Source organism: Paenibacillus sp. Soil766, from assembly GCF_001428105.1.
Lineage (GTDB): Bacteria > Bacillota > Bacilli > Paenibacillales > NBRC-103111 > Paenibacillus_E.
Map to the genome: position 1 here is coordinate 1 of NZ_LMSJ01000055.1, position 1,267 is coordinate 1,267.

A 1,267-nucleotide genomic window follows, 5' to 3' on the forward strand; every position below is an offset into this window, starting at 1 on the left:
ACGGCTGCTCCATCTGCATAGGTTGCTGCGCCGGCTGTTCCTGCGGACACATTCGTTAGTGCAACAAATCCTGTGATGTTTGTAATCACTGGCTCAACCACAACTTCCACTGTCGCCGTTAACCCGCTTGTATTGGTTGTATTCGCCGGCAAGCTTCCTAACGTTGCCGTAAATGTATAACTTCCCGCTACAGCTGGGTTGTAACTGTCTGTATCCACCCATGCTGTTACTGGCACGGTCAATGCTCCGCTGTTTGCTGCTACATTCGCATGACTTGCTAATAACGCCGCCGATACGGCTGCTCCATCTGCATAGGTTGCTGCGCCGGCTGTTCCTGCGGACACATTCGTTAGTGCAACAAATCCTGTGATGTTTGTAATCACTGGCTCAACCACAACTTCCACTGTCGCCGTTAACCCGCTTGTATTGGTTGTATTCGCAGGCAAGCTTCCTAGCGTTGCCGTGAATGTATAGCTGCCTGCTACAGCTGGGTTGTAACTGTCTGTATCCACCCATGCCGTTACCGGCACGGTCAATGCTCCACTGTTTGCCGCTACATTCGCATGGCTTGCTAATAACGCCGCCGATACCGCTGCCCCATCTGCATAGCTTGCTGCACCGGCTGCTCCTGCCGCTATATCTCCAATACCATCAAAACCTGTGATGTTCGTAATCACTGGATCGATCACAACTTCTACTGTCGCTGTTAACCCGCCTGTATTGGTAGTATTCACCGGCAAGCTTCCTAGCCTTGCCGTATATGTATAACTCCCCGCTACAGCTGAATTGTAACTGTCGGTATCCACCCATGCCGTTACTGGCACGGTCAATGCTCCACCGTTTGCTGCTACATTCGCATGACTTGCCAATAACGCCGCCGATACTGCTGCTCCATCCGCATAGATCGCTGCGCCAGCTGTTCCTACCGCTATATCTCCAATCCCATCAAATCCTATGATGTTTGTAATCACTGGCTCAACCACAACTTCCACTGTCGCCGTTAACCCGCTTGTATTGGTTGTATTCGCAGGCAAGCTTCCTAGCGTTGCCGTGAATGTATAACTCCCCGCTACAGCTGGGTTGTAGTTGTCTGTATCCTCCCATGCTGTTACTGGCACGGTCATCGTGCCACCGTTTGCCGCTACATTCGCATGACTTGCCAATAACGCCGCCGATACGGCTGCTCCATCTGCATAGGTTGATTCGCCGGCTGTTCCTGCGGCCACATTCGCTAGTGCAACAAATCCTGTGATGTTTATAATCACTG

The 1,267-nt window shown here is 51.6% G+C and carries 1 protein-coding gene; it reads right to left on the minus strand.

All coding sequences use genetic code 11. The features are described from left to right. Nucleotides 1–1,267: hypothetical protein (locus tag ASG89_RS37055; RefSeq protein ID WP_162259747.1), on the minus strand; the 1,267-nt coding region annotated here is incomplete at both ends.